Raw genomic sequence first — 23,244 nt, forward strand, 5'->3', positions numbered from 1 at the left:
TGGTGGTGGCTGGTGGGGGGGTCTCTCTGTCGCCGCCGTGGTCCCCCCCCTCCCCCCCCCCCCCCTCTCCCCCGCCGGGGGGGGGGGGGGGGGGCGCCCGCCGGGGGGGGGGGGCCCCACTGCGACCTACGAGAACCCCCACCCCGATCCGCTTCGCGGATCGACCCTCCCCACGAAACCCCTCAAAACTCGATCCCCTGCTGCGCCTTCACGCCGGCCGAAAAATGATGCTTCGTCACGCCCATCTCCGTCACCAGATCCGCCGCCTCGACCAGCGCCGGCTTGGCGTTGCGGCCGGTGACGACGACATGCAGACCTTCGCGCCGCGCTTTCAGCGCCGCCACCACTCTGTAGAGATCGAGATAGTCGTAACGCAGCGCGATGTTCAGTTCGTCCAGCACGACGAGGCTGATCGAGGGATCGGCGATCAGTTCCAGCGCCTTGGCCCAGGCGGCTTCGGCCGCCTTAATGTCGCGCTTCAGATCCTGCGTCTCCCAGGTGAAACCCTCGCCCATCGTGTGCCAGACGACGCGGTCGCCAAACGCCGCGAAGGCATCCTTCTCGCCGGTGTGCCATTTGCCCTTGATGAACTGGACGATTCCGACGCGCTTGCCATAGCCGAGCATGCGCAGCGCCAGCCCGAAGGCAGCCGTGGTCTTGCCCTTGCCGGGTCCGGTGTTGACGATCAGCAGCCCCTTCTCGACCGTCTTTTCCGCGACCTCGGCGTCCTGCACCGCCTTGCGCTTGGCCATCTTGGCGCGATGGCGCTCTTCGTCTTTTGTGTCGATATCGGTCATCTCATTTCACCTTGAGCGGCAGCCCCGCCACCATCAGAAGCACCATATCAGCTACGACCGCGATCTGCTGGTTGAGCCGGCCGGCGGCATCGCGGAACCGGCGTGCCAGCGCATTGTCGGGCACGATGCCTTGTCCGACTTCGTTGGAGACCACGAACCACGGTCCGCGCGGCCGCGAAAGCACATCGGCCAGCCGCCGGCACTCCCCCTCCAGATCATGATCGGCCAGCATATGATTGGTCAGCCACAGCGTCAGGCAGTCGACAAGCACCGGCTGGTTGTCCGGCAATGCCTCGAGCGCACCGGCAAGATCAAGCGGGGCGTCGATGGTCGCCCACCCCTCGCCACGGCGCGAGCGGTGCTGCGCGATGCGCTCGCGCATTTCGCCGTCATAGGCTAGCGCGGTGGCGATATAAGCCCATGGCGGCAGCAACGCCGTCGCCAAAGTTTCGGCATGCGCGCTCTTGCCGGAGCGCGCACCGCCGATGATGAAGGTCAAACTCCGATCAGGCAAAGCTGTCGCGCAGGCTGGTCGCGGTGCCGGCGAAGCGCGCGCGCACTACACCGACAACTGCGCCGAGCACCAGCCAGAACACCAGATTGGTCAGCGTCACCGCCACCACGAACTGATGATGCAGGCCCTCCGGGATCGGCGTTACGAAACTGTCAGGCTGCGGCGCGCCGACAATATGCGGGGCGACGATCAGGACGACGGCGAGCACGGTCAGGGGCGCCGACGTGCGGAAGGTGATAAGGGCAAGACCGATCGCCGTTGTCATCACCGTTGCCCACCACCAGATCTGGCGCTGCATGAGATCGGCCGCCGGCATTGCCGGCAGTTCCGGCGGCAGGCCGAGGCCCGGCGCCAGCGTGAACACGGCAAAGCCGGCCAAGCCCCAGAACACGCCCTGGCGCCAGCTGCCGATGCCGCCGGCGAACTCGGAAACCGCCACCAGGACCAGCGCGAAGCCGATGCCGGTGACGATATTGGCGACGACACTGAAGGCGAAACGCTCGAAGCCGTCGGCCGGCGCCCAGCCTTCGTCCTCCGCCGGCGCGGCTGCTTCAGCCGGTGCTGCGCTGCTCACCGCATTTTCCGCCGGCGCGGCGGTGCTCATGGCATCGGTGTCCGCAGCGTTGGCGGCGGGCGCCGCGGCATGCTGATGCTCATGGCCGCCACCAGCCTTTTCGTAGACCTCCGCCTTGAGGATCAGCGGCACGGTGGCGTAGGCCTGCATGCAGGCGAGAGCGACACCCGCCACGAGCCCTGCGATCGCCGCGATGAACACGACGTTGCGAAACAGGTTCATGATGTCAGATCCTCGTCAGTGGCAGGGAAACGCCATCGAATGGCGATAGTCGTGCGCCGCATTGTGGACCGCATCGATATGCGAGAAACCGACAACGCCGACGACGAAAATGCCCAGAAACGCGCTAAGCACGAGCTGCATGAAGCGCGACTGCGAGGAGACGGATGCGCCGAGGGAGACGGAAGCGGTATTCATATCTTGTCCTTTCGCCCTCCACCCGAGGGCATCGAAGTCAGTTCCCTGTCGCCGGCAGGTCTCCTGGCTCGCGGATCAGCGCCCTTCCCCACCTTCCCGAGGAAAAATCCTCAGTGGCTTGGAGAGGACTACCGCACACAGTTGCGGGGGCAGCCACGGCATTGGGCAACAAAGTCAGCCCTCACCGCATTCCCTCTTGGTCCCTAACGGAACCGACGACATGCATGACTATAGGCTGAAACGGCCGCATCCGGCAAACCAAATTCCGCCGGCCAACAGCGCGAATGCGCCATGCGGCGTTACGGGTTCAACGCGGTGATCCGCTCGGCAACCAGCCGCTGCAGCCGCCACAGATGGCGATCGTGAATGCCGCGCTCTTCAAGGTTTTTCACCGTGTTGTAGAGATAGTCGGCGCCCGATCCCCAGTGCCCGCAGGACGTGGCCAGCCTTTCGACGATCTTGCCTTCGTCGAGCGGGCCGGAATAGGTCAGGCCGTTGCGGTTGATCACGAAGGCCAATGCCCTGAGCGGTCCGGCCTCGCTTGCAAGCTTCAGCATGCGCGGCCGGTAGCTTGTCGGCTTCAGCGTGACTTCGCGCCGGAAAAGCCGGCCCAACTGCTCGCGCCGGTTATTGTCGGTCAGCCGAAAGGCGACGCCCTTGCATTGTCCGCCACGGTCCAGCGCCATCATCAGGCCGGGGCTGACCTTGGTGCCGCGCCAGCGCGTCATGTTCATGCAAAAGGACCGATGCCAGCCGCGCGCCAGCGCAACGCGGTCCTCGACATAATCTATTTCCGGTTTCCAGATCAGCGATCCATAGCCGAACAGCCATAGCGGTTCGCTATCCGGAAGTTCGACCTGCAATTCATCCAGAAGCGCGTCATAGTCGGCTTCATCGAGATGCATCGCGTCCGGATCAGGCCCGGGGTCCCTGATCTCGCGCCAGCAGCGCGCGACCAGCTCCGGCGTAAGCGACATCTGTCGTGCGGCCACGTCCGAATCCCCCCAATTCCGAATGTCCCATGTCCACGACATGATTATGCGCCGCGCCTGCAACCGGCAATGCGGCACTCTGATTGACAAACGATTTGCCGGGGTGTCGGCTGACGCTTCATAGGAAGCCAGCCATGCATCCCAACCCGAGCGAGCGCGACCCCTATAACGGCCTGAGCCGGGCCGAACCGACGCTACCGTCATCGGCCTATTGGGATAGCGAGGCTTACCAGCGCGATCTCGAGGCCATCTGGTACAAAAGCTGGCTGCTCGTCTGCCGCGAGGCCGATCTTGCCCAGCCTTTGGCATTCAGGACATTCCGCGTCGGCACGCAGGAAATCGTCGTGCTTCGCGACGACACCGGCGAGTTGCGCGCCTTCCACAACACCTGCCGGCATCGCGGCTCGCAGCTTTGCCAGGAAAGCGAGGGCCGGCTGAAAGCGCGGCTCATCACTTGCCCCTACCATGCCTGGTCCTACTCGCTGCGCGGCGATCTCGTGCGCGTTCCCTCGAAATCGCTGCCAGATGGTTTCGACAAGGCAGATCATCCGCTCTACCGGGTGGCGCTGTCGGTGTGGCGCGGCTTTGTCTTTGTGAACCTTCAGCAGGCGACGGCCGGCTCCGCCGAGACCTCCTTCGATCCCGCATCCGGCGACCTCGCCAACTGGCCGCTGGAAACGCTGGTATCAGGCCATGTCCTGCGCAAGGTGATGAACTGCAACTGGAAAATCTTCTGGGAGAACTTCAACGAGTGCCTGCATTGCCCAGGCGTCCACAAGGACCTGTCTCGGCTGGTGCCGATATACGGCCGCGGCCTGATGAGCCGGCACGACGACCCCGACTGGGTCCGCCATGCCGACAATGACGCACCGGAGTTTTCGGGTGGCCTGCGCGCCGGCGCCGAGACCTGGTCGCGCGACGGACATGCCCATGGCCCGGTCTTCCCGGGCCTGACGCCAGCCGAGCGTGCGGCCGGACAGACCTATGCCACCAGCCTGCCCTCGATGTTCATCGTCGGCCATGTCGATTATGTCAGGACGGTGCGACTGATGCCGCTCGGTCCCGAACAGACCGAACTCACCGCCGAATGGCTGTTCGCGCCCGAGGCGCTGGCTGAGACGGACATCGACAATGTCGTCGCCTTCGGCACCCAGGTGCTGGAGGAGGATGCCGCGATCTGCGAGATCAACCAGAAAGGCCTGCGCTCCATGCGTCACGCGGCCGGCGTGCTGATGCCGGAGGAGTACGATCTGCACCGCTTCCACAACTGGGTGCGCGAGCGGCATGCAGCGCTTGAGGCAACCGCCTGATCGGCGACTAAAGCGACTTCGGCAGATAGCGCCAGGTGATAAAGCCGCAAACAGCGGCCAGAATGCCCAGCGTCACGAACACCGAGCCGAGGCCGAAAAACGCCAGCACCACCGAATAGACCAGCGGCGGCGTCAGCTCGGAAAAGTCGAGATAGGTGCGGTAGACCGCGGCCATCTGCGCCCGCTCATAGGACCGCACCGAGCGCATGAAGGCGGTCGAGCCCAGTGCATCGAGCGCGATGGTGAAGAAGGCGCCGCAGAGCAGGAAAAAGCCCGTAAGCAGCGGCGCGGTAGTGCCGACCGCGCCCGCCGCAAGCAGCGTCGCCGACATCGCGAAATAGGCGAAGGTCATGGTGCGCCGGCCGCCGAAGCGTTTTCCCGCTTTGCCCCAGAAGATCGCCATGAACAACAGCGCATTGCCGGCCGAAACCAGCAGGCCGCCGGCAAGCTTGCCCTCGCCGGTAATCACCATGAACAGCGGCCCGTAGACGAAGAACGTCGTCCAGAAGCAGGAGCGGCCGAAGGCGATCAGCCAGGCCAGCCTGAGCCTGGGTTGTGCTACGAAGCGGCCGATATTGGCCAGCGGATTGGCCGGCCGTGTCTTGCCCGGCCGGATCGACCGGTTGTCGCCCAGCCTGTAGGTCCAGAACAGCGCCAGCAAGGCCAACGCAAACACCGCGACCGCGCCATGCGCGGCATAGATGCCGTAGCGTGTGTAGAGGAAGATGCCGAGCGTCGGCCCGCCGGTCCAGGCCAGCATCGACCACGCCATGCGCAGCGATTCGGCCTGCATGAAATCGGTCTTGCGGATGTGGTCCATGATGTAGAGGTTGAGCGTGATCGACAGGGCGCTCGCCCCCATGACGCGGCACAGCATGCCTGTCAGTTGCCCGGCAAGCGTGTGGGTGACGAAGAACAGAGAGCCTATCGCCAGCAGGCAGGCGCCGGCGGTATAGACCCAGCGCCGGGCAAACCTGCGGATCAACATCGGCATGAACAAGGTCACCGACAGGCCGAGCAGCGCCACGATGGTGTAGAGGATCGAGACGATCTGCTCGTTGTGCAGAATCTCATAAGCCTGGATCGGGATGACGCTCGATACCGTGGCGCGGGCGAAGGATTCGACCGCATAGAGCGAGGCAAAGGTGCGGGCATCCGCCGGACGCAGGGCCGGAAGCCAGATCGGATGGCGCACATGGGTGGACATTTGATCCCCAAATCAGACTCGCGGCGTCAAATCTGCGCTGGCGCTTCCTCCGCCGGTAACAGGAAACCGACCCCTTCCCGGCAAAAAGCGAATTCGGCCAAAGGCTTTCCGGCTCTGGCCTAAAGCGCCGCCCGATGCAGCCGCACGGCGCGACCCGGAGCGTAGAGGGCGGCCTTCTTTTGTCCGGTGCAACCGTGATAGTCGTCTTTGGGGCTGAATCAGATCGCGAGACCATGAGCATCCATACCGCACCCCCTGGAGATCAACTGAAGCGAGATCAACCGAAGCGCATCGTCGCCATCGATGTCGTACGCGGCATCGCGCTGATCGCCATGGCGAGCTACCACTTCACCTGGGATCTCGAAAATTTCCACTACACCGATCCCGGCCTCACCGCCGTCGGCTGGTGGAAGATCTATGCGCGCTGCATCGCCTCGACCTTCCTGTTCCTGGTCGGCGTCAGCCTGTTTCTCGCGCATGGCAGGCAGATCCGCTGGACCGGCTTCTGGAAACGCTTTGCCATGGTCGCCGTCGCGGCCGCCGCTATATCGGCGGTCACGTACTTCATCACGCCGGACAGCTTCATCTTCTTCGGCATCCTGCACGAGATCGCGCTGGCCAGCCTGCTCGGCCTTTTGTTCTTGCGGCTGCCGTCCTTGCTGACGCTTTTCGTGGCAGCTTTGGTGATCGCAGTCCCCCTGTATCTCCGATCCGAAGCCTTCGATCATCTGGCGCTGTGGTGGGTCGGCCTGTCGGCGATCAACCCGCGCTCCAACGATTACGTGCCGCTGTTTCCCTGGTTCGGCGCCGTACTTCTCGGCATCGCCGCGGCAAAGTTTGCGTCCACCACCGGCCTGCTGGCGCGGCTGGCCACGCTGGGATCAGGAAGCTGGACCAGGCCGCTCACCTTCATCGGCCGCCACAGCCTGGCTTTCTACCTGATCCACCAGCCGCTGCTGTTCGGCTGCGTCTGGCTGTTCTCGCAGATTGCGCCGGCGCCCGTCGAAACAAGGGAAGTGATCTTCCTCAAGGAATGCCAGGTATCTTGCGAACAGCAGCGCGACACGGAGTTCTGCACCAGCTATTGTGTGTGCATGCTGGACACGCTGCAAAGCGAAGCGGCATTCGACCGGCTCTACAATGGCGACCAGACCCCGGAGTTCAAAGCGCATCTCGGTGAACTCGCCGGCATCTGCACCGCCAGGACGGAGGAGAGCCCGATGACGCAGGGAGGGCAACAATGACCGACAAGCTCACAAAACCCGGGCTGGCAAAACCCGATCTATCGAGACCACGGCTGATCCCGTGGCCGCCACTGATCTACATCGCCGCCATCGCCATCAGCATCGTGCTCGGCCTGTTCTATCCCCTGCCCTGGATCGGCGACCTCTTGGGCGACCTTTTGTTTGCCGCCGGCTTTGTGGTGCTGTTTGCCGTCGCAGCCCTCTGGTTCACCGCTATCCGCGCCATGATCCGGGCCAAAACGACGATGAACCCCAATGGCTTGCCGGAGCATCTGGTGACGTCTGGCCCGTTCGGCGTGACGCGCAACCCGATGTATCTGGCCAACACGCTGCTTTTGATCGGCGTCGCCTTCGTCTCGGGGATCATATGGTTCCTGCCGCTGGCCCTGATCGCGGCTTTTGCAACGCAGAAGGTCGCCATCGAGAGCGAGGAGAAGGTGCTGTTCGCCAAATTCGGCAAGAAGTACCGCGACTATACGAAGCGGGTGCGCCGGTGGATTTGAGGCGGGTGTGATCGCTGGCAGGGTTCGCATGCCTTGGCGACTAGCCGAACGCCCATCTCTTCATCATCCACGGGCGGAGTAAGGAGCGTAGCGACGCAGCACAGACCCGAGGATCCATGCCGGGACTCCAGAGCGTTGCTATGGTCCAGAATTCGCTACCGCTGCACTCCACGACCGATGTCACGGAATGGATTCTAGGGTCTCCGCGACGGAGCTTCGCTCCTGCTTCGCCCTAGAATGACGAAGTGCGGAAGGGCTCCGGCTAATCACGAACGTTTGCGACGGGCGCGCGCAAACGCTCGACGGTCCGCTCAGGTATTAACCCCCAGCTCCACCAGCCGCTCAACACATGACTCCTCAGCCTGGTCGAGCTCCGCCAGCGTCTCCTCGAGATCGCGGCGCTTCTGGCGCAAATCCTCGCGCTTTTCCTCGATGCGCTTGATCATCAGGTTGAGTTGACCGACCTCGCCGGGCGGTTCCTTGTACATCTGGATGATTTCGCGGATCTCGTTGATCGAGAAGCCGAGCCGTTTTCCGCGCATGATCTGACGGATCAGATGCCGGTCAGATGGGCGAAACAGCCTTGTGCGGCCCCGCCGGACCGGTTGCACCAGCCCCTCATCCTCGTAGAAGCGCAGCGTCCGCGTCGACACGTCGAATTCGCGGGTCAGTTCGGTGATCGAATAATATTCCCGCATCTTTGCTCCAAATGTCGGAACATCGGAAAACGCCCGGTCGCCCGGGATTTCCAACGCATTCCGATCAACCCCGTTCCAAGCCGGACTCGGCATGAAACCCCGCGCAAGCCTCGCACCACATTTACGTAAAAGTCAATTGAACCCGCAACGCCTCTTTCTCAAGGGATAGCGAACCACCAGGTGGCCAGCCCGAGGAAGGCAAAGAAGCCAACGACGTCGGTGACCGTAGTGACGAAAACCGCCGACGCCACCGCCGGGTCGATCTTGAACCGGTCGAGCAATAGCGGGATCAGGATACCGGCAAGGGCTGCCACGAACATGTTGATGATCATCGCCGCCGCTATGATGCCGCCCAGATTGGCATCGCGGAACCAGACGGCCGCGACGATGCCGATCAGCACGGCGAAGATGATGCCGTTGATGGAACCCACGCCCATTTCGCGGCGGATGATGCGGCCGGCATTGTAGATGTCGAGATCCCTGGTCGCCAGCGCGCGCACCGTGACGGTCATGGTCTGCGAGCCGGCATTGCCGCCCATGCCGGCCACGATCGGCATCAGCACGGCCAGCGCCACGATGTGCTCGATGGTGCGGTCGAACAGCCCGATCACCGAAGCCGCGAGGAACGCCGTCAACAGGTTGACCAGCAGCCAGGGCACGCGCGAGCGCGAGGTCGAAAGAATGCTGTCGGACAACTCTTCGTCGCCGACGCCGCCCATGCGCAGCAGATCTTCCTCGGCCTCCTGCTGGATGACATCGACGACGTCGTCGATGGTCAGCACGCCGACCAGCCGCTCGTTCTCGTCGACGACGGCGGCGGACAGAAGATCGTATTGCTCGAAGTCCCGCGCCGCCTCTTCCTGGTCCATGGTGGCCGGAATGGCGTGCCTCGTCTCGTGCATCACGTCTCCGACCTTGGTCGTGCGCTTGGTGCGCAGGATCTGGTCGAGGTCGATGGCGCCGAGCAACTTGAAGCTTGGATCGATGACGAAGATCTGGCTGAAGCGCTCGGGCAGGTTCTTGTCTTCGCGCATGTAGTCGATGGTCTGGCCTATGGTCCAGAACGGCGGCACGGCGACAAACTCGGTCTGCATGCGGCGACCGGCGGTCTCTTCCGGGTAGTCGAGCGAGCGGCGCAGCCTGATCCGCTCGGTGAACGGCAGCTGCGACAGGATCTCGTCCTGGTCTTCCTTTTCAAGGTCTTCGAGAATGTAGACCGCGTCGTCGGAATCGAGGTCCTGCATGCCCTGGGCAATTTGCTCATTGGGCATATTGTCGACGATATCGCGGCGGATCGCCTCGTCGACCTCGGTCAGCGACGAGAAGTCGAAGTCGGCGCCGAGCAGTTCGACAAGGGCACGACGCTGTTCGGGGTGCAGTGCCTCGAGCAGATCGCCAAGTTCCGACTGGTGCAGATCGTCGACTTCGCGCTTCAGCGTCAGCGTATCGCGATCGGCGATCGCCGCCCCGATCTGGGCGAGGAATGATGACAGGACGGCGCCGTCCTCGCCATAGATGTCGGCGTGGGCATCGTCAGCGGCTTTGGCGCCGGTCTTCTGGTCGTCCTGGCGTTCCACCAGCGGCTCCCGCCATGGGAATTTCGGAAAAGGTGCCTGTCAGGTCTAGCGCGCAACGCACGGGAATATCAAACGAAATGCGCCCCGCCCTGCATATGGGGAGAGAGCGATTTCATCAGGATATGACGCCGCCCAGGATTCAGGCGGCGCGACAGCACATGTCGCTGGGGAAAGAGCACCCGAGCACGGTTGGGGCAGAATTGTCATGATGCAGGTCCTGCCATCTGCCGGACCCGCCCAGGCCATGAACCAGAACAGCCGGAAGCCCTTGAAGATCAGGTCACAGACGCAGAAGGCAATCGAGGAACGGCGCGTGCGCGTGGTCGTCGCCGAACGCAATCCGCTCGTCATATCGGCGCTGCGCGACATGCTGGACTGCGACGGGCGCTTCGATCTCAGGGCCTGCGTGCAAAGCGGCAGGCATTTTCTGGAATTGGCAGCCGAAGCGGAATTCGACGTCGCCGTCATCGGCTGGAAGCTCTCCGACATGGACGGCGCCGATGTGCTGGCCGAGGTTCACAGCCGCAAGCTGGGCGTGCGCATCGCGGTGTTTTCCAACGACCACGACATCGGCATCCTGAAGCAGTGCGTGCGGCTCGGCGCCCAGGGCTACTGCTTCCAGTTCGACGATCCGGCGATCATCTTCGAGACCATCCTGGCCGTCGCGCATGGCCGCATCTGCATCCCCTACATCGACATCAACAAGGTCAACGACACACCCTTGTCGCTGCTCACCGTGCGCGAGCGCGAGCTGCTGGCGGTGCTGTCCGACGGCTGGACCAATCTGCAGATCGCGACGCGTACGGGGATTTCCGAGAACACGGTGAAGTATCACCTCAAGAATCTCTACGACAAGCTCGACGTCCGCAACCGGGCGATGGCCGTCGCGCTCTATGCGCGCGAGCGGCGTACCCAGAAGCAGCCGTTCGGGTAGGAAAGCGATGAGCCGCGGGTAGGTCACCCGGGTAGGCAACCCCCACCCGCGCGCGGCAAGATGTTACCTCTTGAGGTGTTGTTGCCATTAGCCGTCGAAACGAAACTCCCCATCACCGCTTTGCTGGATCAGGAGGAGTTCGCGACATGGCCGGTTTCACCCATCTTTTCATTCCCGGACCGACCAACATTCCCGAACAGGTCCGCCAGGCGATGAACCTGCCGATGGAGGACATGCGTGCAGCATCCTTCCCCGATCTCACGCTACCGCTGTTCGAAGACATCAAGACGGTGTTCAAGAACGAGACCGGCCGCGTCTTCATCTATCCCTCCTCCGGCACCGGCGCCTGGGAAGCGGCGATGACCAATGTGCTCAGCCCCGGTGACCGCGTGCTGATGTCGCGCTTCGGCCAGTTCTCGCATCTGTGGGTCGACATGGCCGAACGGCTCGGCTTCGAGGTCGATGTCATCGACTGCGAATGGGGAACCGGCGTGCCGCTCGAGCTCTATGCCGAGCGGCTCAGGGCCGACAAGGCGCACCGCATCAAGGCAGTCTTCTGCACCCAAAACGAGACCGCGACCGGCGTGACCAGCGACGTCGCCGGCTGCCGCGCCGCGCTCGATGACGCCAACCACCCTGCTTTGCTCTTCGTCGACGGCGTCTCGTCGATCGGCTTGATCGACTTTCGCCAGGAGGAATGGGGCGTCGATTGCGCGGTCAGCGGCTCGCAGAAGGGTTTCATGCTGCCCGCCGGCCTCGGTTTCCTCTCCGTCAGCAAGAAGGCGCTGGTGGCCTCGCGGAGCGCCACCCACCGCCGCTGTTTCTTCTCCTTCGAAGATATGATCCGCGCCAACGACGCCGGCTATTTCCCTTATACGCCGGCTACTCAGCTGCTGCGCGGCCTGCGCGCCTCGCTCGACCTGATCGCCGAGGAAGGGCTGGAAAACATCTTCGCCCGTCACCATCGCCTCGCCGAAGGCGTGCGCAAGGCGGTCGACGCCTGGGGCCTGAAGCTCTGCGCCAAGACGCCTAAATGGCACTCCGACACCGTCAGCGCCATCCTGGTGCCGGACGGCGTCGACAGCGGCGATGTGGTCAAGCGCGCCTACCAGAAATACCAGACCGCGCTCGGCGGCGGCCTCAACAAGGTGATCGGCAAGGTCTTCCGCATCGGCCATCTCGGCTGGCTGAACGAGGTGATGGTGCTGGCCTCGCTCTCGGCCGCCGAAATGGCGCTGCTCGACTGCGGCGTACGGCTGGCGCCCGGCTCCGGCGTCGGCGCCGCCATCCAGCACTTCCGCGCCTCGGCCGCCGTGCCGGTCGCCGAAGCCGCCTGAGGAGCCGACAATGAGCCACACCATCAACCACCTCAAGAAATTACGGCTGCAGCGCAGCGAGCTGGCGGTTCCAGGCTCCAGCCCGGAAATGATCGACAAGGCGGCCAACAGCGCCGCCGACTTCATCTTCCTCGACATCGAGGATGCGGTCGCCCCGCCCGACAAGGAACGCGCCCGCAAGAACATCATCCAGGCGCTCAACGACATCGACTGGCGCGCCAAGGGCAAGACCGTCTCGGTGCGCATCAACGGCCTCGACACGCACTACATGTACCGCGACGTGGTTGACGTCATGGAGCAGGCCGGTGACCGGCTGGACACCATTTTGGTGCCGAAGGTCGGCGTGCCGGCCGACCTCTACATGGTCGAGGCCATGGTCAACCAGATCGAGATGGCAAAGGGTTTCAGGACCCGCGTCGGCCTCGAAGCGCTGATCGAGACCGCGCTCGGCATGGCCAATGTCGAGGCGATTGCCGCGACACCCGGCCGGCTGGAAGCCATGCATTTCGGCGTCGCCGACTATGCGGCAAGCTGCAAGGCGCGCACGGTCAACATTGGCGGCCTCAACCCCGACTATCCCGGCGATCAGTGGCATTTCGCTCTGTCGCGCATGACCGTCGCCTGCCGCGCCTATGGCTTGCGCGCCATTGACGGGCCGTTCGGCGACTTCTCCGATCCGGAGGGCTACATCGCTGGCGCCAGGCGCGCGGCGGCGCTGGGCATCGAAGGCAAGTGGGCGATCCACCCCTCGCAGATCGCGCTTGCCAACGACGTCTTCTCTCCACCGGAAAAAGAGGTCACCCGCGCCCGGCGCATCCTCGAAGTGCTGAAGGAGGCGGAGGCGCAGGGCAAGGGAGCGGCCGCACTCGACGGCAAGATGATCGACGCAGCGTCGGAACGCATGGCGCGCAATGTTCTGGTGGTCAACGAGGCAATCGAACGGGCCAGCCAATTCTCTAGCGAGCCGCGCGTCGCCACGCATTGACTGTTCAGGGAGGACAAAATGGACATCCACGAATATCAGGCCAAGGAACTGCTGGCACGCCACGGCGTGCATGTGCCGCGCGGCGGGCTGGCCTACAGCCCCGAGCAGGCGACCTACAGGGCCCGCGAGATCGGCGGCGCCAAATGGGTGCTGAAGGCGCAGGTGCATTCCGGCGCCCGCGGCAAGGCCGGCGGCATCAAACTGTGCGCCAATGACGAGGAGATTTCCAGCGCGGCCGAGGGCATGCTCGGCCGCAAGCTGGTGACACAGCAGACCGACCCGCGCGGCAAGCTGATTTCGCGCCTGTATCTCGAGGAAGCCGTCGATATCGCGCAGGAGCTCTATGTCGGCTTCGTGCTCGACCGCAAGGAAGAGCGCGTCATGATCGTGGCGTCCGCTGCCGGCGGCATGGAGATCGAGGACATCGTCGAGAAGGCACCGAACTCCATCCTGCGCACATCGGTCGATCCCGGCGTCGGCATGCAGCGTTTCCAGGCGCGCGAGATCGCCTTCGGGCTCGGCCTCGACCACAATCTGATCGGCAAGGCGACCGAAACCATCTTCGCCTGCTATCAGGTGTTCCGCGACTACGACGCCTCGATGCTGGAGATCAATCCGCTGGTGGTGACCCGCGACGGCAATCTGATCGCGCTCGACGCCAAAATGTCGTTCGACGAGAACGCGTTGTTCCGCCGGCCGGAAATCTCCGAGCTGCGCGACAAAAGCCAGGAAGATCCGCGCGAAACTTTTGCCAGCGACCGTGGCCTCTCCTATGTCGGCCTCGACGGCAACATCGGCTGCATCATCAATGGCGCAGGGCTCGCCATGGCGACCATGGACATGATCAAGATCGCCGGCGGCGAACCGGCCAACTTCCTCGACATCGGTGGCGGCGCCTCGCCGGAGCGGGTGGCGAAATCCTTCCGCGCCGTGCTCGGCGACAAGAATGTCGAGACCATCCTGGTCAACATCTTCGCCGGCATCAACCGCTGCGACTGGGTCGCCGAAGGCATCATCAAGGCGATACGCGAGGTCGGCGTCAACGTGCCGCTGGTGGTCCGTCTCTCCGGCACCAAGGCCGAGGAAGGCCGCCGCATCCTGGCCGATTCCGGCGAGGCGGTAATCGTTGCCGACACGCTGGCCGAAGCCGCCGAAAAAGCCGTCGCTGCCTGGCGCGCGGCCACCAAGAAAAAAGCAGCCTGAGGGAGGTCGAGAAAATGGCAATCCTGCTCAACCGCAGCACCCGCGTCATCGTCCAGGGGTTCACCGGCAAGATCGGCAGCTTCCATGCCGACGACATGAAACGCTATGGCACCAAGCTGGTCGGCGGCGTCACCCCCGGCAAAGGCGGCCAGAAGCATCTCGGCCTGCCTGTCTTCAACACGGTCAAGGGCGCGGTGCGCGAGACCCGCGCCGAGGCCAGCATCGTCTTCGTGCCGCCGCCCTTTGCCGCCGATTCCATCATGGAAGCGGCCGACGCCGGCATAAAACTCTGCGTCTGCATCACCGACGGCATCCCGTCGCAGGACATGATGCAGGTCAAGCGCTACATGCTGCGCTACCGCTACGAGGACCGCATGCGGCTGATCGGCCCGAACTGCGCCGGCGTCATCACGCCCGGACAGGCGCTGATGGGCATCATGCGCGGCAGCATCTATCTGCCTGGCCGCGTCGGCATTGTCGGCCGCTCCGGAACCCTGGGCTACGAGGCGGCGTCGCAGATGAAGTCGCTCGGCATCGGCGTCTCGACCAGCGTCGGCATTGGCGGCGACCCGATCAACGGCTCGTCCTTCAAGGACATGCTGAAACTGTTCGAACAGGATGACGACACCGACGCGGTGGTGATGATCGGCGAGATCGGCGGACCGCAGGAAGCCGAAGCCGCGATCTGGGCGCGCGATAATATGCGCAAGCCCCTGATCGCCTACATCGCCGGCCTCTCCGCCCCCAAAGGCCGCCGCATGGGCCACGCCGGCGCCATCATCTCGGCCTTCGGCGAGTCGGCGCAGGAAAAGGTGGAGATCCTCAAGGACGCCGGGGTGATCATCGTGCCGACGCCGTCGTCGTTTGGTGAGGTGGTTGCAGAGACGCTGGCGGGGATGAAGAAGGCCGCCTGAACAGCGGCCTTCGCGTTCGACCGCGCCTCATGCCGCCTTGTCGGCTGCCGGCTTCGCGACCTTGGTGCGGGTGGCGCTGCGGCGGCCGTCGACGCTGACCGGAATGTCGCCGTCGACCGTGGCGCGACGCACCACCCGGTGCTGGTCGCCGTAATCGTTGACGGCGTAGTGCTGCGTCGCGCGGTTATCCCAGATCGCCACATCGCCGGCCTTCCAGCGCCAGCGCACGGTGTTCTCCGGCGCCGTGACATAGGACTGGAACACCTCGTAGAGCTTCGCCGAATCGCTTTTGGAAAGACCGATCAGCCGTTGCACGAAATTGCCGAGCAGCAGCGAGCGCTCGCCTGTTTCGGGATGGACGCGGACAACGGGATGCTCGGTCTCGTAGATCGTCGAGGTGAAGATTTCCTCGAAGTGCTTCTTTTCCGCGGCGCTCGCACGCGGCCGCACCGCGGCGTAATCGTAGGCGTTGCTGTGCACCGCCCAGAGATTGTCGGCCAGCAGCTTCAACGGCTCGGGCAGGTCCTGATAGGCGGCCGCGGTGTTCGACCAGATGGTGTCGCCGCCGGCCGGCGGTATGACGACGCCGCGAAGAACGGAGAATTTCGGATAGGCGTCGACGAAGGTGACATCGGTATGCCATTGGTCGGCGCGACCGCCGCCACGGCTGGAATCGAGTTCGAGAATGGACGCCGTTCCCTTGACGGGACCTTGGGTCGGATGCGGGACGAGGTCGCCGAGACGCTGGGCAAAGCGCTCCTGCTCGGCATCGTCGAGATGCGCCTGGTCGCGGAAGAACACCACCTTGTGCCGCAACAGGATCTGGTTGATCGCCGCGACCGTCTGCTGCGGCAGGTCGCCGGAGAGCCGAATGTTCCTGATCTCTGCGCCGACGCGTCCGGTAAGCGGGACAATATCGGCATCCGGGATGATCTGCTCTACGGGGGTAAGTCTGGTCATGGGAACCTCTTCCTCTAAAGCCGCGGGCTGGTGGCAATGCTCCGCCGTCTGCCGGCCGCATAGCGATCGGCGGAGCAACTCCCTCATCGGGAGCCGACTTGCTTGGCAACGAGAGCACTGATCTCAACTCAGGAGGCGAAGGCCGCCAAGGCTTGCGAGCAGTACCGAGATCCCATTCAAAGCGTAATTCTACAAATTCCATAGACATTTCTTTTCAAAGTTCGGCGGCCCTGAGAAAAATGCCTTCTGTCCAATTCGTTCGTGAGCGGCAGGCGGTGGAGCGCTGCGCGACGCGGCCCGCACCAGTAGTGACGCTGTCGTATCCCCTTCGATATTGGAGATGGCGGGTGAATTGCATGCCTGATATTGATGGCTTCCACGCATCACGCAGGCGCCGAGATGACAGACTCCGATAAGGCTGACGCTGTCGAGCAATTGCTCGATACGCCTGACCTCGCCACCGCGCTGGAAAGCGACCAGTTCAAGAAATTTCTCGACCAGATGCCGATCGCGATCGCCGTCTCGGAATTGATCGCGAAGGAACGTGTCGTCTACGCCAATCCCGAATTCGAGAAGCTCTCGGACCTCAAGGCGCCGAAGCTTGCGCGGGAAAACTGGGCGGCCCTTTCCGGCAGGGGGCTTCATCGGCAGAAGGACAGGCCGCTCGCCGAGGCTGTCGTTGAAGACACCGATTTCGTCGGCACGTTTCGCCTCGAGCGCGGCGAGGACAAGCCGGCAATCGTCGACGTTTATTCCAACGTTATCGAGGACGACAACGGCAAGCTCTGCTTCCGGCTGGTGGCGCTTGTCGACGTCACGGCACACGGTGAGACCGAGGACGCGCGACCCGCGGAGGAGCTCATCCGGGAGAAGGACACCCTGTTGCGCGAACTGCAGCATCGGGTGAAAAACAATCTGCAGATGATCACCGCTTTGATCCGGATGGAAACCCGCAACGCCACCGAACCGGACCAGAAGCGTTTCGAAAGGCTTGCCGGCCGGGTAGACGCATTGGCAATCCTCTACCAGACATTGTCGGCTGACCAGCAGAAGGATGAGGTGGATCTTGGCGTGTACCTTAGCCAGATCGCGTCCGCCGTCATGGCGTCGCACGCAGTCGAAGGTATCCGCCTCGACCTTAAGGTGGATACCTATCCGGTATCCATCAACGTTGCCATGCCGACAGGCCTGGTCGTCAATGAGTTGCTGACCAACGCTCTCAAACATGCATTCGTCGGGCGCGATGGCGGCACGATCACGCTGCACAGCGTCGTCAGCGGCGATGGTTGCCGGGTGACTGTCGCCGATGATGGGATCGGTCTGCCGACGGGTGAGACCTGGCCCAGGCCCGGCAAGCTCGGCTCCTTGATCGCGCGGTCGCTGACCGAAAATGCCAAGGCGCAATTCGACGTCAAGTCGAGTGCCGGCGAGGGAACCAGGGTCACCATCGTCTTCAAGCGATCGGCGGCGACGGACTGAGGCTATGCAACGGCGCGCCGGCAAATCCCGGCCGGACAGGTGCTTCGGGCGCTCGCGGGTGTGGCCTTAAGTCGCAAACGATTTGGCTGCAGAAGCGGGGCGCCGGGCTTCTTTGACGGTGCTATCAGCACCATATGTGGTCCACAGCCCTCCAAAACGAGAGAAGCTCGCTCCGACCGGTCGCATCGCGGCCGTCAGCCGGCAATGGCTATGAACCAGGAAACTGAAAACCATCATGCGTGAAAATATCAGACCAGCGTCGAGAGACGTCCCCCTCATTCAGCTAGGCCTGCACCAGTGCCGCTTCCCGGTGAGCGAAGACCGGTCGGTACCCGGTGGTTACCGGTTTTGTGCCGGGCCGACGTCGCCGGATCGCGTCTACTGCGATCACCACCACACCGTCGTGACGGCCGTTGACCCTCGTCGAGCCCGTCCGGGTCTCCATTTCCCGCAACGACGCGCCGCTTAGGTCAACCACATCCCCTGCCCCGCCACCGGCAAAGCCGGGGACTCAGGTGCAGGAGGCTGGCCGGTGCGAGCCAAGCGGCGTTCGCGTGCGGCTCTGCGACCTCTTGTTGCAACTCTGCTGCGGCCGGTTCAAGCGCCAAAGGCGATGATTTGGCGTCGACGGCCTGAGAAGCCGCAATGATTTCAATGGCCGAAAAATTATGGTGCGGTCGAGAAGACTCGAACTTCCACGGGTTGCCCCACAGCGACCTCAACGCTGCGCGTCTACCAATTCCGCCACGACCGCCCGTGGTAGGAGCCGGAACGAACCGGCTCGCGGCGTGTAGCAAATCGTTTCCTGCGAAACAAGGGCGCGGCGCGCAATAATCGCCGCGAATTGGCATATCGGCCTCTACAGCGCCGCGCGTCCTGTGGGACGCGCAAAGGACGCTGCAGCACTTTGATTTGGCGCATGATCCTTTCCGAAGATCGTTCCTATCTTCGGGGTCGTGCGCGAAGGCCGAAATGCGTGGCGAACTGGACGTTTCAGCCGGATACCGCCATATGAAGGGCAAATGCATTTGGCCCCAGAGCGCAAGGCGGTTTCGCCAAGCCGGCGTGCATCACGCGAAAAACGAAAAAGCCATGACCGAACGCAGCCAGATCGCCACGTCGTTCCTGCCCTTGCCGGGTTCGGCGCCGGTCGAATGGCGCATCGAGCCCGGCCTGACCGGCTACACCGATGCGCTGGCCCTGATGGAAGCGCGCGCCGAGGCGATCCGCGCGGGTGCAGCCGCCGAGATGGTCTGGCTGGTCGAGCATCCGCCGCTTTACACCGCCGGGACCAGCGCCCGCATCGAGGACCTGATCGACCCCGACCGTTTCCCGGTCTTTGCCGCCGGGCGCGGCGGCGAATACACCTATCACGGGCCGGGGCAGCGGGTTGCCTATGTCATGCTTGACCTGAAGCGCCGGCGTGAGGATGTGCGCGCCTTCGTCGCCGCGCTCGAGCAGTGGATCATCGGCACGCTTGCCGCCTTCAATGTACGCGGCGAACGCCGCGAGGACCGCGTTGGCGTCTGGGTGGTGCGGCCCGAGCGCCCGTCCCTGCCCGACGGCTCGCCGGCTGAAGACAAGATCGCGGCCATCGGCATCCGGCTGCGGCGCTGGGTGAGCTTTCATGGCATTGCCGTCAATGTCGAGCCGGATCTCAGCCATTTCAGCGGCATCGTGCCATGCGGCGTGCCGGATCACGGCGTCACCAGCCTCGTCGACCTCGGCCTGCCCGTAACCATGGCCGATTTCGACCTGGCGCTGAAATCCGCCTTCGAGGATGTTTTCGGGGCAGCGAAGTCAACTTCTACAGAACCGGCTCGCAAGGCCGGCTGAGTCTCGCCTCGACCAACGCTCAAAGCAACCGCGCCGAGGCCCACAACAGCCCGAAACCGTGAATGGCGAAGACGGCCAGCAGCGCGCCGGCCATGGCGAAACGATCGAAGATGCGGATCGGCTTCAATTCGTGGCGCGGTTTTACCCCGCTACCCACTGTCATCAGGCTGAGGATGGCAAAGACGGCGCCCGCCACCAGCAGAAAGCTTTGGGAAAAGCCGGCCAGCCAGCCAAGCCACAGCAAGGCCGAGAGCAGGGAAAACGAGGCGAGCGCCAGGGCGGCCGGCCCCGGGCAGATCTGGCGCAGCACCTGACCGCCGTCGAATTTCCAAACCGGCACCAGATTGGCGATGTTGAACAATGCGGCAAAGCCGGCAAGCGTCGCCAGAAGGGCCGCGGCAAGCCGATGTCCCTCGCCGGATGCGAGCCCGCTGGCGACGATCAGCAGCGGAACCAGGAACGCGGAAAAGCCGGCGCCCATCAGCGCCACGAAGGCGACCTCGAAGCGGCTGTCATAAGGCCGGCCACCAATGGCGAGGCCGCCGAGCAGCGGGATAAAGATCATCCGCGCCTTGCGATGACCGGTCAGCCGAAAGGCCGCCATGTGGCCGAGCTCATGCAGGGCGACCACCGAGGTCAGGATCGCGGCCAGCGCCAGGCCGCCGAGATTGAGCCCGAAGAACGGCCACAGGATGAAAGCCGAAAGAACGGCGAAACCGACCTGGCTCAGCGGATGCTCGAACCAACCGCCCTTGCGATATTGTCCGGTCCTCGCCCAGACCTCCAGCTTGCCGAGCTCGCGGCGCATGGCGAAGTAGCGGAACACCAAGAAGGCGACGCCGCGATAGCGATCGGTCTGGCTGAGCGTCACCCGCGTGCCGGCACCTTCCGAGGTGAGTTCAGTGGTCTCATAAAAATCCTTCCAGAACGACGCGTCGAGCGCGGTATCCTCGATGACCCGCATCGAAAAACGACTGCCTTCGACGACGTCCTCGAAGCGCGACCTTCGCTCGATCGGCTGGCCGTCCCGGCCCTCCCAGGACAGCAGGATGCGGGCCGTGCCCTGCCCGTCCAGCGGCTGGGCCGAGAGTATCTCGCCGGACCAGCCGGCATCGCTGCCGAGCGGCCACAGCGCCTGCCAGAGGCGCTGCCGGTCCATTGCGACCACGCGGCTGAGCCTCACCGTGCGCAAACCGAGCGGCGCAGTCATCAGAAGGAAAATCAGTCCGAGATTACCGGCCACCAGAAGGGCCGTCACGATCGGCGACACCTGAGGTTTTTGCTCCCTGTCTTGGCGGGGCAGCCTAGCGTCATGGCGGCAAGAAAGGCTTAACGGCACAGCGCCTTCCTGCCCGCCTAAAACAGTGCGGCGAACCGCAGTTGCATCACATGGCGCCGATCCAGACAGCCATGGAAACCAGAAACGCACTCATGCACACCAACGAAACGACGTCCTGAACAAGATCGCTCATAACTCTCTCCTGTTGTTGATATGTTCGTATTTTGTTCTAACTTTGTTCGAAAGTCAATGAGCGGAAAGCGGCAGGCCGACGAATCCTGACAGCCGGTTTGGGCAGGGTTAAGGAAAGGTTGACGGGGTGACGGCAGTGCTGACGCAGGGCGCATCGCATGCCTTTGCGATCGGGACACGCACCAATCACTTCGTGATCCTAGGGCGGAGCAAGGAGCGCAGCGACGCGGCGCAGACCCTAGGATGAGGAAGTTGGGGCCTACAACGGAACGACCTTGCCATCCGCCAACGTCACCCGGCGGTCCATGCGCGAGGCGAGTTCGTGATTGTGGGTCGCGATCAGCGCGGCAAGGCCGGACTGCTTGACCAGCGCGCCAAGCGCCTCGAAGACATAGGAGGCGGTGACCGGGTCGAGATTGCCGGTCGGCTCGTCGGCGAGCAGCAGCAAGGGCGCATTGGCGACCGCGCGGGCAATGGCGACGCGCTGCTGCTCGCCGCCGGACAGCTCCGACGGACGGTGCGACGCGCGCTTGCCGATCTGCATATAGTCGAGCAGCTGTGCTGCGCGCTCCGACGCCTCCTTGCGCGAAAGCCCTTTGATCAGCTGCGGCATCATGATGTTTTCCAGTGCCGAAAACTCCGGCAGCAGATGATGGAACTGATAGACGAAGCCGACATCGTTGCGGCGGATTGCCGTGCGTTCGTCGTCGGAGAGCCGTCCGCAGGCGCGGCCGGCCAGAATGACGTCACCGGCGTCGGGGCGCTCGAGCAGGCCCGCCGTATGGAGCAGCGTCGACTTGCCGGTGCCCGACGGCGCCACCAGCGCCACCATCTCGCCGCGCTTCAGCGAAAAGTCGGCGCCGTTCAAAATGGTGAGCTTGCGCGGCCCCTGGACATAGTGCCGCTCGACGCTCTTCAGCTCGATAATGATCTCGGACTTCATTCGTATCTCAAGGCCTCGACCGGATCGAGCCGTGCGGCGCGCCATGCCGGAAACACTGTTGCCAGGAAGGACAGGCCGAGCGCCATCAGGATGACATAGGTGGTCTCGCGCGGGTCCATCTTTGCCGGCAGCTGGCTGAGGAAATAGAGTTCCGGATTGAACAGCACCTTGCCGGTCATCCAGGAGAAGAACTGGCGGATCGATTCGATGTTGGTGCAGATGAGCACCCCGAGCAGCACGCCGGCGAGCGTGCCGGTTACGCCGATCGCAGCGCCCGTCATCAGGAAGATGCGCAGGATGGCGCCGCGCGAGGCGCCCATCGTGCGCAGGATGGCGATATCGTGGCCCTTGTCCTTCACCAGCATGATCAGGCCGGAGATGATGTTGAGCGCCGCCACCAGCACGATCAGCGTCAGGATCATGAACATGACGTTGCGCTCGACCTGCAGTGCTGAAAAGAACGTCTCGTTGCGCTGGCGCCAGTCGACCATGTCGATCGGCCGTTGCGCCGCCGCATCGACCAGCGGTTTCAGCGCGTCGACATTATCGGGATTGTCGACATAGATCTCGATCGTCTGCGCCCTGCCGTCCATGTTGAAATAGAGCTGCGCTTCGGAAAACGGCATGTAGACGATGGAGCTGTCATACTCCGACATGCCGACCTCGAAGATCGCCGCCACCTTGTAGCCCTTCAGTCGCGGCGTCGTGCCCATCGGCGTCACATCGCCATCCGGCGAGATCAGCGTAATGGTGTCGCCGAGCACAAGGCCGAGATTCTCCGCCATGCGCTTGCCGATGGCGACGCCCTCGCCGGAGTCGAAGCCCTCAAGCGTGCCTTGCTTGACGTTTTGGGCGACGATTGCGATCTTGCCGAGGTCTTCGGCCCTGATACCGCGCACCAGCGCGCCCATGCCGCCGCCGACATTGCCCTGCGCCAGCACCTGGCCGTCGATCAGCGGGATCGCGTATTTGACGCCGGCCACGCCGTTGATGCGGGCTGCGACCTGCGCATAGTCCTCAAGCGGCGAATCCAGCGGCTGCACGATCAGATGGCCGTTGACGCCGAGGATGCGGGTCAGAAGTTCGGCTCGAAACCCGTTCATGACAGCCATGACGACGATCAGCGTGGCGACGCCCAGCATGATGCCGAGGAAGGAGATCGAGGCGATGACCGAGATCACCGTCTCCTTGCGGCGCGACCGCAAATAACGCCAGGCGACCATGCGTTCGAACATGGAGAACGGGCCGGCGACCGGAGACTTGGTGACCGGAGACTTGGTGACCGGAGACTTGGCGACCGGAGACTTGCCAACCGGAGACTGGGCTACCGAAGACTTCGCTGCCGCGGC

The 23,244-nt window shown here is 63.7% G+C and carries 23 protein-coding genes, 1 tRNA gene and 1 riboswitch; of the genes, 11 read left to right on the forward strand and 13 right to left on the reverse strand.

Going from position 1 to position 23,244, the window contains the following annotated elements:
* Positions 1–182: 182 nt before the first annotated feature.
* From cobO to NKJ88_RS22210, 5 genes are all read right to left on the reverse strand, one after another.
* Positions 183–797: a cob(I)yrinic acid a,c-diamide adenosyltransferase gene (gene cobO / locus NKJ88_RS22190; protein ID WP_023830515.1), complete on the reverse strand. Its 615-nt coding sequence runs from the start codon at positions 795–797 to the stop codon at positions 183–185.
* Position 798: 1 nt separating this feature from the next.
* Complete coding sequence (gene cobU / locus NKJ88_RS22195) at positions 799–1,311, reverse strand: bifunctional adenosylcobinamide kinase/adenosylcobinamide-phosphate guanylyltransferase (RefSeq protein ID WP_023710812.1); 513 nt, start codon at positions 1,309–1,311, stop codon at positions 799–801.
* Entirely contained in the window at positions 1,304–2,107 is an 804-nt protein-coding gene (locus NKJ88_RS22200; protein ID WP_023670783.1) for a CbtA family protein, read from the reverse strand. The genes cobU and NKJ88_RS22200 overlap by 8 nt, the downstream gene beginning before the upstream one ends.
* Before the next feature lie 15 nt (positions 2,108–2,122).
* Positions 2,123–2,302: a CbtB domain-containing protein gene (locus NKJ88_RS22205; protein ID WP_023670784.1), complete on the reverse strand. Its 180-nt coding sequence runs from the start codon at positions 2,300–2,302 to the stop codon at positions 2,123–2,125.
* Between the two features lie 36 nt (positions 2,303–2,338).
* Positions 2,339–2,534: riboswitch (cobalamin riboswitch) on the reverse strand.
* Positions 2,535–2,601: 67 nt separating this feature from the next.
* Entirely contained in the window at positions 2,602–3,294 is a 693-nt protein-coding gene (locus NKJ88_RS22210) for a gamma-glutamylcyclotransferase (RefSeq protein WP_031199063.1), read from the reverse strand.
* A 134-nt stretch (positions 3,295–3,428) separates the two neighbouring features.
* On the opposite strand from NKJ88_RS22210, the gene NKJ88_RS22215 reads away from it, so the two are divergent.
* Positions 3,429–4,604, forward strand: coding sequence for an aromatic ring-hydroxylating oxygenase subunit alpha (locus tag NKJ88_RS22215; RefSeq protein ID WP_023670786.1), 1,176 nt, complete (start codon positions 3,429–3,431; stop codon positions 4,602–4,604).
* Positions 4,605–4,611: 7 nt separating this feature from the next.
* Here the strand turns inward: NKJ88_RS22215 and NKJ88_RS22220 are convergent, their stop codons facing one another.
* Positions 4,612–5,811, reverse strand: coding sequence for an MFS transporter (locus NKJ88_RS22220; RefSeq protein ID WP_352445494.1), 1,200 nt, complete (start codon positions 5,809–5,811; stop codon positions 4,612–4,614).
* Between the two features lie 233 nt (positions 5,812–6,044).
* Here NKJ88_RS22220 and NKJ88_RS22225 point away from each other — a divergent pair, with 233 nt between their 5' ends.
* Together NKJ88_RS22225 and NKJ88_RS22230 are read left to right on the forward strand one after the other, a co-directional pair.
* On the forward strand, positions 6,045–7,055 hold the full coding sequence (locus NKJ88_RS22225; protein WP_352445496.1) for an acetyltransferase domain-containing protein: 1,011 nt from the start codon (positions 6,045–6,047) through the stop codon (positions 7,053–7,055).
* Positions 7,052–7,558 (forward strand): methyltransferase family protein, encoded by a 507-nt coding sequence (locus tag NKJ88_RS22230; RefSeq protein ID WP_023670789.1) that lies wholly within the window; start codon positions 7,052–7,054, stop codon positions 7,556–7,558. Before NKJ88_RS22225 ends, NKJ88_RS22230 begins: the two co-directional genes overlap by 4 nt.
* Positions 7,559–7,869: 311 nt before the next feature.
* On the opposite strand, the gene NKJ88_RS22235 is transcribed toward NKJ88_RS22230, so the two are convergent.
* Together NKJ88_RS22235 and mgtE are read right to left on the reverse strand one after the other, a co-directional pair.
* Positions 7,870–8,256, reverse strand: coding sequence for a MerR family transcriptional regulator (locus tag NKJ88_RS22235; RefSeq protein ID WP_023685221.1), 387 nt, complete (start codon positions 8,254–8,256; stop codon positions 7,870–7,872).
* Between the two features lie 158 nt (positions 8,257–8,414).
* Positions 8,415–9,833 carry a magnesium transporter gene (gene mgtE / locus NKJ88_RS22240; protein WP_023753461.1) on the reverse strand — a complete coding sequence of 473 codons (1,419 nt, stop codon included), beginning with the start codon at positions 9,831–9,833 and terminating at the stop codon, positions 8,415–8,417.
* Between the two features lie 313 nt (positions 9,834–10,146).
* Between mgtE and NKJ88_RS22245 the strand changes: the two genes are divergently transcribed.
* The 5 genes from NKJ88_RS22245 to sucD all read left to right on the forward strand — a co-directional run bounded on the left by NKJ88_RS22245 (position 10,147) and on the right by sucD (position 15,206).
* Positions 10,147–10,767, forward strand: coding sequence for a response regulator transcription factor (locus NKJ88_RS22245; RefSeq protein WP_032910960.1), 621 nt, complete (start codon positions 10,147–10,149; stop codon positions 10,765–10,767).
* 146 nt (positions 10,768–10,913) lie between these two features.
* Positions 10,914–12,104, forward strand: coding sequence for an aminotransferase class V-fold PLP-dependent enzyme (locus NKJ88_RS22250; protein WP_352445500.1), 1,191 nt, complete (start codon positions 10,914–10,916; stop codon positions 12,102–12,104).
* Positions 12,105–12,114: 10 nt separating this feature from the next.
* Positions 12,115–13,089: an HpcH/HpaI aldolase/citrate lyase family protein gene (locus NKJ88_RS22255; protein WP_023670793.1), complete on the forward strand. Its 975-nt coding sequence runs from the start codon at positions 12,115–12,117 to the stop codon at positions 13,087–13,089.
* Positions 13,090–13,107: 18 nt separating this feature from the next.
* On the forward strand, positions 13,108–14,292 hold the full coding sequence (locus NKJ88_RS22260) for a malate--CoA ligase subunit beta (RefSeq protein WP_023712720.1): 1,185 nt from the start codon (positions 13,108–13,110) through the stop codon (positions 14,290–14,292).
* A 14-nt stretch (positions 14,293–14,306) separates the two neighbouring features.
* Entirely contained in the window at positions 14,307–15,206 is a 900-nt protein-coding gene (sucD, locus tag NKJ88_RS22265; RefSeq protein ID WP_023690296.1) for a succinate--CoA ligase subunit alpha, read from the forward strand.
* Between the two features lie 27 nt (positions 15,207–15,233).
* Here the strand turns inward: sucD and NKJ88_RS22270 are convergent, their stop codons facing one another.
* Positions 15,234–16,166 carry a TauD/TfdA dioxygenase family protein gene (locus tag NKJ88_RS22270; RefSeq protein ID WP_023685215.1) on the reverse strand — a complete coding sequence of 311 codons (933 nt, stop codon included), beginning with the start codon at positions 16,164–16,166 and terminating at the stop codon, positions 15,234–15,236.
* 399 nt (positions 16,167–16,565) lie between these two features.
* Between NKJ88_RS22270 and NKJ88_RS22275 the strand changes: the two genes are divergently transcribed.
* Both NKJ88_RS22275 and NKJ88_RS22280 read left to right on the forward strand, forming a co-directional pair.
* Positions 16,566–17,645: a sensor histidine kinase gene (locus tag NKJ88_RS22275; RefSeq protein ID WP_023685214.1), complete on the forward strand. Its 1,080-nt coding sequence runs from the start codon at positions 16,566–16,568 to the stop codon at positions 17,643–17,645.
* Positions 17,646–17,880: 235 nt separating this feature from the next.
* Positions 17,881–18,114 carry a GcrA family cell cycle regulator gene (locus tag NKJ88_RS22280; RefSeq protein WP_081726058.1) on the forward strand — a complete coding sequence of 78 codons (234 nt, stop codon included), beginning with the start codon at positions 17,881–17,883 and terminating at the stop codon, positions 18,112–18,114.
* Positions 18,115–18,314: 200 nt separating this feature from the next.
* Here the strand turns inward: NKJ88_RS22280 and NKJ88_RS22285 are convergent.
* Positions 18,315–18,399, reverse strand: a tRNA-Leu gene (locus NKJ88_RS22285).
* Between the two features lie 338 nt (positions 18,400–18,737).
* On the opposite strand from NKJ88_RS22285, the gene lipB reads away from it, so the two are divergent.
* Positions 18,738–19,481 (forward strand): lipoyl(octanoyl) transferase LipB, encoded by a 744-nt coding sequence (lipB, locus tag NKJ88_RS22290; protein ID WP_023735909.1) that lies wholly within the window; start codon positions 18,738–18,740, stop codon positions 19,479–19,481.
* Positions 19,482–19,500: 19 nt separating this feature from the next.
* On the opposite strand, the gene NKJ88_RS22295 is transcribed toward lipB, so the two are convergent.
* The 3 genes from NKJ88_RS22295 to NKJ88_RS22305 form a co-directional block, all read right to left on the reverse strand.
* Positions 19,501–20,751 carry a peptidase M50 gene (locus NKJ88_RS22295; protein ID WP_023735910.1) on the reverse strand — a complete coding sequence of 417 codons (1,251 nt, stop codon included), beginning with the start codon at positions 20,749–20,751 and terminating at the stop codon, positions 19,501–19,503.
* Positions 20,752–21,211: 460 nt separating this feature from the next.
* A complete protein-coding gene (locus NKJ88_RS22300; RefSeq protein WP_023685211.1) occupies positions 21,212–21,895 on the reverse strand; it encodes an ABC transporter ATP-binding protein in 684 nt (227 codons plus the stop codon).
* Positions 21,892–23,130 (reverse strand): lipoprotein-releasing ABC transporter permease subunit, encoded by a 1,239-nt coding sequence (locus NKJ88_RS22305; RefSeq protein ID WP_031209216.1) that lies wholly within the window; start codon positions 23,128–23,130, stop codon positions 21,892–21,894. The genes NKJ88_RS22300 and NKJ88_RS22305 overlap by 4 nt, the downstream gene beginning before the upstream one ends.
* Positions 23,131–23,244 lie beyond the last annotated feature (114 nt).

Source organism: Mesorhizobium sp. M0016 (genome assembly GCF_040324035.1).
GTDB lineage: Bacteria > Pseudomonadota > Alphaproteobacteria > Rhizobiales > Rhizobiaceae > Mesorhizobium.